The sequence below is a fragment of the uncultured Nostoc sp. genome (assembly GCF_964245575.1).
GTDB lineage: Bacteria > Cyanobacteriota > Cyanobacteriia > Cyanobacteriales > Nostocaceae > Nostoc.
In genome coordinates this window covers 55,883-63,174 of the sequence record NZ_CAXTNP010000007.1, presented here as the reverse complement: position 1 = coordinate 63,174, position 7,292 = coordinate 55,883, and the positions used below count along the sequence as shown (strand labels likewise).

The 7,292-nt window shown below is 43.1% G+C and carries 7 protein-coding genes; 5 read left to right on the top strand and 2 right to left on the bottom strand.

Annotation, left to right across the window (positions count from 1 at the left end):
* Nucleotides 1-1,385: 1,385 nt before the first annotated feature.
* The 4 genes from ndhL (at nt 1,386) to ACFFAP_RS02270 (ending at nt 3,749) form a co-directional block, all read left to right on the top strand.
* Entirely contained in the window at nt 1,386-1,598 is a 213-nt protein-coding gene (ndhL, locus tag ACFFAP_RS02285) for an NAD(P)H-quinone oxidoreductase subunit L (RefSeq protein WP_100900242.1), read from the top strand.
* Between the two features lie 24 nt (nt 1,599-1,622).
* On the top strand, nt 1,623-1,934 hold the full coding sequence (locus ACFFAP_RS02280) for a DUF3007 family protein (protein ID WP_292760198.1): 312 nt from the start codon (nt 1,623-1,625) through the stop codon (nt 1,932-1,934).
* A gap of 93 nt (nt 1,935-2,027) precedes the next feature.
* Nucleotides 2,028-2,855 carry a tryptophan synthase subunit alpha gene (gene trpA / locus ACFFAP_RS02275; protein ID WP_375509699.1) on the top strand — a complete coding sequence of 276 codons (828 nt, stop codon included), beginning with the start codon at nt 2,028-2,030 and terminating at the stop codon, nt 2,853-2,855.
* 237 nt (nt 2,856-3,092) lie between these two features.
* On the top strand, nt 3,093-3,749 hold the full coding sequence (locus ACFFAP_RS02270) for a heterocyst differentiation related protein (protein ID WP_375509698.1): 657 nt from the start codon (nt 3,093-3,095) through the stop codon (nt 3,747-3,749).
* Between the two features lie 405 nt (nt 3,750-4,154).
* Here ACFFAP_RS02270 and ACFFAP_RS02265 read toward each other — a convergent pair whose 3' ends face one another.
* On the bottom strand, nt 4,155-6,083 hold the full coding sequence (locus ACFFAP_RS02265) for a protein kinase (protein WP_375509697.1): 1,929 nt from the start codon (nt 6,081-6,083) through the stop codon (nt 4,155-4,157).
* Between the two features lie 163 nt (nt 6,084-6,246).
* Here ACFFAP_RS02265 and ACFFAP_RS02260 point away from each other — a divergent pair, with 163 nt between their 5' ends.
* Entirely contained in the window at nt 6,247-6,735 is a 489-nt protein-coding gene (locus tag ACFFAP_RS02260) for a hypothetical protein (RefSeq protein WP_375509696.1), read from the top strand.
* A gap of 102 nt (nt 6,736-6,837) precedes the next feature.
* On the opposite strand, the gene ACFFAP_RS02255 is transcribed toward ACFFAP_RS02260, so the two are convergent.
* Nucleotides 6,838-7,155, bottom strand: a complete 318-nt coding sequence (locus ACFFAP_RS02255) for a hypothetical protein (RefSeq protein ID WP_375509695.1) — start codon at nt 7,153-7,155, stop codon at nt 6,838-6,840.
* Nucleotides 7,156-7,292: the final 137 nt, after the last annotated feature.

The following is a 7,292-nucleotide window of genomic DNA, read 5'->3' as shown; positions in this document are numbered from 1 at the left end:
GTTGCAACCGTCCTCTCAGCAATGGGAGGATTTAAAAATCTTTCAAACAGGATTAGTGTTAGGTTTCAGTAATTATTAAAGTTAGGGGCGGGTTGAAAGCAAGTCCCTTCACCCCCTCGTTTTAGTCGCTTTGTATAATACATTACAGAGTGCATTATCAGCGACATGAATTTGTCACCGCCAAACTAGCGACATCTAATTTGTCACGATGACAGATAATCTGGCTCAACGACAACAATTCGTCACCGACGACAAATAATTAGTCACTGTACAAAAAGACCCCCATACCAAGTATCAGGAGTCTTTTCGCATGTCTAATGGGGGTGGAGGGACTTGAACCCACACGACCTTTTACGGTCAACGGATTTTCATCCTCCCGCAGTTTTCACTGCTACCTGACAGTTTTAGCATCAGGTTTTAAGAATTGGACTCTCCCTTTACCCTCGACTTAACGTTAGGGTAGCTCCCGTCGGGTCTCTGCACCTTCCCTCAATTTTGGATTTTAGACTTCGGCTTCTCTACGAGACGCTGCGCGAACGCTCAGTCGAACGATTTTGAATTTTGGATTGTAGACTAATCACAAATCTAAAATCGCAAATCTAAAATTTCTGGGCTTGGCTCAGGATTGCCATGTCTGTCACCAGATTTAGGTTTCCCTGAGTTTGAGAGCTTCCACTTGAGGGATTTCTCCTTCAAGGCTCAGTTATCTAAGTCCGTAGCGTCTACCATTCCGCCACACCCCCGCAGGTGTTTTGCAACTAGCATAACTAGTTATTTTTTGGAGGCAGCAAATACCTCCTCATCTATTCCACCATCAATTGTGTCTTTTGTCCAACTAGATTAAAAATATTTTTTCCAGATTGGGCGATCGCTTTCTAGAGTTGCAAGTTTTCCTTGTTTCCTCCTAATCAATCTGGATGAGTTTTTCATCTTGTCTGACTAGAGCATTCTTTTGCTAGCAGATTTGCAATTTTAGCATAATAACTATTTTCTGTCAATTAATATGGACATAGAGGATAAATTATGGGGTAGTTATGTTGAAAGCGTCACAGAAGAGGAAAAGGGGCAGGGAGCTCAAAGCTTGGGGAAGAACCCCATAAATAAATTTAGGCGATGCACTGAGCGTAGCCGAAGTGGGCTTGATCTTGGACGCATTATTTCTTGTGGCACTTTCCGCTCAAAATAAATATTTTTGCTTTTGGGCACAGGCATACCATAAATAAATAAATTTATTTGCTTTGAAACCCTTTTTGCAGGAGAATTCCAGTATCTTTCTCCCCAGCTTTGAGTTCCCTGCTCCCCTGCTTCTTCGGTGATGACTATACTTTCTTGAGTCTGGCTCTTCAGCCTATGATGGAAAACAGATGCTTAAGACTTGAAAGTTTATGATTGTCGCCCTGCTCTATCTGATTTTGGCTGGAGCTTACCTTCTGGTAATCCCAATTGCTATTTTGCTGTACCTGAAGCAGCGTTGGTATGTAGCTACCTCCATCGAGCGTACCTTTATGTACTTTTTGGTGTTCTTCTTCTTTCCAGGTTTATTGGTTCTATCGCCGTTTCTAAATTTTCGACCCCAACGGCGACAAATTGAAGTTTAACTAGATTGGTAGGTCATAACTCTCATGCGACGGATTGACGCTATTGGAATTGGCTTGGGTGTTTTTATTGCTGGCGGCTTGGCTTATGTAGGATTGCAGCTAGTCGGTTTGGATAATCAAAAAGCTGGTATATGGAGCCAAGTCTTACTAGTCAGTGGGTTAGTTGGCTGGTTAGCCACCTATTTTTTCCGCGCGGTGGGACAAAAAATGACCTACCATCAACAACGGGAACAGTATGAGCAAGACTTTCTGCAAAAGCGGTTAGATGAGCTTACTCCCGAAGAACTAGCACGAATTCAAGCCCAAATAGAACAAGAAGAGCAATCTCAGGTGTAAAGTTATCATTGGTCAGTTGTCGTTTGTCCTTTGTTTAGTTACAAATGACCAACGACTAATGACCAATGACCACTGACTAATGACTAGTGACTAATGACTGCGATTTCTGATTGCTTTGAAACCCTTGGGCACAATGGTGAGTGCGCTCTAATTCCGTTTATCACTGCTGGCGATCCAGATTTAGAAACAACAGCAAAAGCCTTGCAGGTTCTAGATCGTAGTGGAGCTGACATTATAGAACTGGGTATACCCTATTCCGATCCTTTGGCTGATGGGCCAGTCATTCAAGCTGCTGCTACCCGCGCCTTGCAAAGGGGTACGAAGTTAGAGCAGGTGCTAGAAATGCTGCAAGAGATTACTCCCAAATTGCGATCGCCCATTATTTTATTTACCTATTACAACCCAATTCTGCACCGTGGAATTGAAAAATTTCTTTCTTCAGTTGCTGCGGCTGGGGTTGCGGGATTGGTAGTACCAGATTTGCCGTTGGAAGAAGCAGCAGGCTTGCTCCAACCAGCTAGTGAGATGGGAATTGATGTCATTTTGTTGGTAGCGCCCACCAGTTCTGCTGAACGCATAGAAGCGATCGCTCGTTCTTCCCAAGGATTTATTTATTTAGTCAGCGTGACTGGGGTTACAGGAGTGCGATCGCAACTGGAAATCCGCGTGTCCGATTTACTCAAACAAATTCGTAGTGTTACTGATAAACCCATCGCAGTCGGCTTTGGGATATCTGAAGCTGCCCAAGCCCGTCAGGTAAGGGAATGGGGCGCAGATGGTGCGATCGTGGGTAGCGCTGTTGTAAAACGGTTAGCAGAAGGGACACCAGAACAGGGACTATCGGCGATCGCCCAATTTTGCCAAAGTCTCAAGGCTGCCATCAAGACCACCAGCACCAGCACAAATACTCTTCTTGATTAGACGGGGAAAGTAGATTAAAAAAAGTATAACAGCGCAGTTTTTCTATGCTTGTTTGGTAGACAATTTGACCGTTATGGTTTTGAATATTAACATCAGATATCATGATGTAAAAAAACTAGCTGATCCGGTCGCTTATAGTTTGAGTATTATGTGAAGTCAAGTAGGCATAATTTATGAGTGTGAGAGTGAGTCAGTCACAAATGATTATTATTAGGTCGCAATTGAGGAGCAAAGGCGATGAGTGAGAGTATGGCGTTTATCGGTGGGGTTGCAGTAGCTGGGCTGGCGGCTCTCGTATTGCTTAAAGGAACAAATACCCCCCTACAGCCTAACTTTGCTGTTGCTCCGCAAATGCCAGGAACTGTAGTAGCGCCGGGAATACAGCCACAAATGTATCCTTATGGGCCTTATGGGCAACCAATATATCCCAATCAGCCACCCACTGCTGCCAATGCTGACCAACATCTGGAGATGGAGAAGCTGAACACCCAGATGCAGTTGGAGCGTTTAAAAAACGACAATGAACAGCTGAAGTTGCAAAATCAACAACTCCAGGGCCAAGTTCAAAATTTCAATACTCAGCAGCAGTGGCAACAAGCCCAGCAGTATAACCAACAAAAATCAACAGCACTCCAGCCGCAAAATTCTTGGTGGTCTTCACCCGTGCTTTGGGCTGTAGGAGGCGCAACTCTCACTATTGGTGGTGGTGTTGTCGTCGCTGGGGTATTGGCTTTATTCTCACCACGGCAGCGCCCAGCCCGTACTGTACAAGTGATTCACCCTTACCAAGGAAATACGCCGCCCTTGGTTCCAGTCCGTCGCGCTGAGTTTTTGCCTGCTTCGCGGATGGAAACAAGACGAGTTGAAGCCCCAGAATACGACGAAATGCAGTAACAACAAAAAATATCAGACAAAGCATCTAGGTAAGAGATATACAGGGTAACACTGTTAAAATACTGCCTAGATGCTTTTTTTGTACATGAGTGATTAATCAAGCTCAAAAAGCGGATGAAACTCAAAAAACTGGCGATGTCTTCTCTGCGAGACGCTACGCGTAGCTTGCTTCTCCGTAGGAGTACGACAACCTGCGCTCACGCGGTATTATTAATCATATATTGAGTACGCACAATTAAAACAAAAAGATAAAAGCGAACAATTATTAGCACAAGCCCTTCAAAATGCTGAAAATATACATCAATAAAAGATAAATTAGTTCAACATCGATAGATAAAAATAATAAGATTATTTATTACCTATTACCAATAGATGCTGAAACATTATAATTAGCAAACTTTGATCTCACAAACCGCTTTCAGGAGTTTCTGTAGGATTAGGACTCTCTCTAGTGGCAGGTTGCTTAGTATCGGGAAGTTTCTGTTGGGTATTTTTTTGATTACCTTGATTTTCTAGCTCAGTTAGTCCCTTTTTTGCCAGATTTTCGGCTGCTTGTTTAAATAATGGTTCTATTCTATTTCGCCAATATTGAGTATTAGGCAACTTTTCTGGATGGTTTCTATAATCTAAAACTTTATCCCATTTACCATCATCTATTGCTTTATTGATCTCATTAGATAATGCCTCTGCCTTAGCCCAATCTTGCTGCCACTGGGCAATCATTTTGCCTGTTTCTTGGATACCAGAAGCAGCATTTGCTGGAATTGATTTTAAAAGTGCGATCGCTCCAATTATATCCCCTGAATCATACTTCTTTTTTGCTTGTTCGATAATATTGGCACTGTTATCATTAGGCTGCGATCGCTCTGATTTGGCAGCGTCGTCAGTTGACACCTTCGGCTTTTCTGGTAATGGAATTACTACATCCCTAGATTTGGGTTGTGGCTTGGGAGTCGGTCGAGTCGCAATCAGGGTACTATCATCTACAATCTTAGTTGCAATGCCTTTTTCGCGCAGGCAAGAACCCCATTCTTGATTATTGGTTATCACATCCGAGTGTGCCCAAGCCAAACGACCAGATTTAAGTTTAACTTCTATCCAACCTCGTTTTGTGCGTTTGCCAGTCACATCGAAACTGGTGTTATCAGCAACTGTTTGCAAAACATTATCAGAATTTATCGAACTAGGTTCAGAACGAATATTAGAATTTCCGACGACAACAGCCAAGCATTTGTTTGCTAAGGCAGTATCCTTACCTGTAAGGTTAAAAGCTAAATTTTTCACATTTGGAGATATATTTGCTACCAAAGCAGCCGTACCACCTGCCAATAATATGCCAATTAATATCGGCCATGGGTCGGATTTGTCAGAATCTTTACGCGCAGGTTTGGCGGGGATAGGATTTGCTGGTGCAACTGCAACAGTTAGCAGGCGAGATACTTGAGGCTGGGATTTGGCTGCTTGGTAACTAGAATTTTTGGCAGATTCTTGAGGTGTGGAAAGTGCAGGTACAGGATTAATCACCTCTTTACATGCTTGCAGTGCTTCCGTGGCGTTTTGGTAGCGGTCTTTGAAGTGATAACTCACCATTTTAGACAATACCGCCGCCAGTCGAGAGTTCACAGTTACTGATTGCTGCCAGATGATTTCACCCGTGTCCGGGTTTTCTTGCAATTCTGTTGCCTGTAATCCTGTTAATGCTTGAATGGCGATAATGCCAAGAGAATAGATATCACTGTTGGGACGGGGTTTACCTTGCCCTTGTTCTGTGGGCATATAGCCAGGAGTACCAATAACTACTGTGGCAGAGGGTTGTCCGCCCACTGTTACCAGTTGTGTACGCAGTTGTTTCACTGCCCCAAAGTCCACTAAAACTAACTTATTATCTGAAGCACGGCGGATGATATTATCCGGTTTGATGTCGCGGTGAATCACGCCTTGGCGGTGGACAAATTCGAGAATTTCTAGAACTTCTTGCAATAGTTGAATTACTTGGCTTTCACTCCAGCACTTACCAGGTATAAGTTCCTCAGCTAGGGTATGTCCTTCGATATATTCTTGTACTAAATAAAATTCTTGGTTTTCGTCAAAGTATGCTAGCAGCCTGGGTATTTGGTCATGATTGCCCAGTTTTTCTAAAGTTTCGGCTTCGCTGTTGAACAGGCGTTTAGCAGTATCAAAAACTCTGGGGTCAGTTCCGGGTTTGAGGTGCTTGACAACGCAGATGGGATTGCCGGGCCGCCTAGTATCTTGGGCAATGTAGGTTTGACCAAATCCTCCCATCGCGAAGACTCGAATTACTTGGTAACGATGGTCTAGTAGCTTGCCTATCATATTCCCTCCCCAGAGTTATTACCTAATTTTCCAGCTGGTAATAAATATCTCCAAATTTTCTTCAATGAAATCCGCTATCTTGAGAAAAGATTTAGATTAAAAACGCAGCTTTTTAATAAACGCAGACTGTTTATTTTTCTTTTAGTGCCCCTGTTTATTACCAATGCCACCCAAAATAACAAATCCAGTTGCATGGCAGCAGGCTGAAATCCTCATGCAACCTGCTTTCATTCGCGTTATCGATAATATCCGCAAGCAGCTTGATGAATCTTCCTGGACGGGAACTTACCATGATGTCCTGATTTGGCCGCCTAGCACCACTGATGAAATCAAAGCATTGGTGACTGAGCTATTGCAAGCAATGGAAACTGCAACACCCCAAGAAGCAGATGAAATCAGAGGAACTCTGGCTCGTCTGCCGATGCCCCATCCAGGATATCATCTACGTTTACAGCGTCAACAGCAAGAAGCGAGTATCGATTTGTGGGAACTGTGTTATCAGGTGTGTTTTCTTGAATACAGCCCAGAGAAGGAAACTGCTGATATTGATACTAGTTTAATCGATGAATTCGGTGAAGTGGATTGGCTGCGTTTGGATGCTAAGTCAAAGGAGTTAGTTGAGCAGACGTTTGCTAAATTGCCAGAGAGTTGAAGCCTTGAAAATATAATACACGAACAAAGCCCACTTGCATGGGCTGATAAGATAAGGCGATCGCTTTTTCAACCTATTTGGAATGTGGGAGTGGTCTATCGCCTATCTGATTCTCTGTAATGGCTTCCAATTATCCAAGGATGCTTGAATAGCAGTTACTTCATTCAAGTATTCATTCAGCTTGACTTTTTGAACATTAAGAGTTTCACAAATTTGTTCAGCTTCGGCTTCTCTGGTCTCCCGTTCTTTCAACAAGCGGTCAAACTCATCTTGAAAGCTTTTGATGTAGTCATTAATCTGTTGCTCTGCATTCTTAAAGTCGTCTAAGACTTGCTTGTGAATGATTCGTTGTAGAACTACTTGACTTCCTGATACCTGAGTGTCTATTTTCTGCTTGATTAGTTTGGTTGTTTCGTGCAAATCAACTTCGTAAAAGGAACGTTTATCTTCAAATTAGACCTCTTGCATAAATCAAAAATAAGAACCTCACCCCGCATTTGAGTAAAGCAAATGCTCCCCTCCCCGATGCTTTGGGGAGGGGAGCATTTGCTTTACTC

Coding starts and splice junctions, on each gene's coding strand:
- ndhL (WP_100900242.1), top strand. CDS start 1,386: ATGATTGTCGCCCTGCTCTATCTGATTTTGGCTGGAGCTTACCTTCTG.
- trpA (WP_375509699.1), top strand. CDS start 2,028: ATGACTGCGATTTCTGATTGCTTTGAAACCCTTGGGCACAATGGTGAG.
- ACFFAP_RS02280 (WP_292760198.1), top strand. CDS start 1,623: ATGCGACGGATTGACGCTATTGGAATTGGCTTGGGTGTTTTTATTGCT.
- ACFFAP_RS02260 (WP_375509696.1), top strand. CDS start 6,247: ATGCCACCCAAAATAACAAATCCAGTTGCATGGCAGCAGGCTGAAATC.
- ACFFAP_RS02265 (WP_375509697.1), bottom strand. CDS start 6,083: ATGATAGGCAAGCTACTAGACCATCGTTACCAAGTAATTCGAGTCTTC.
- ACFFAP_RS02270 (WP_375509698.1), top strand. CDS start 3,093: ATGAGTGAGAGTATGGCGTTTATCGGTGGGGTTGCAGTAGCTGGGCTG.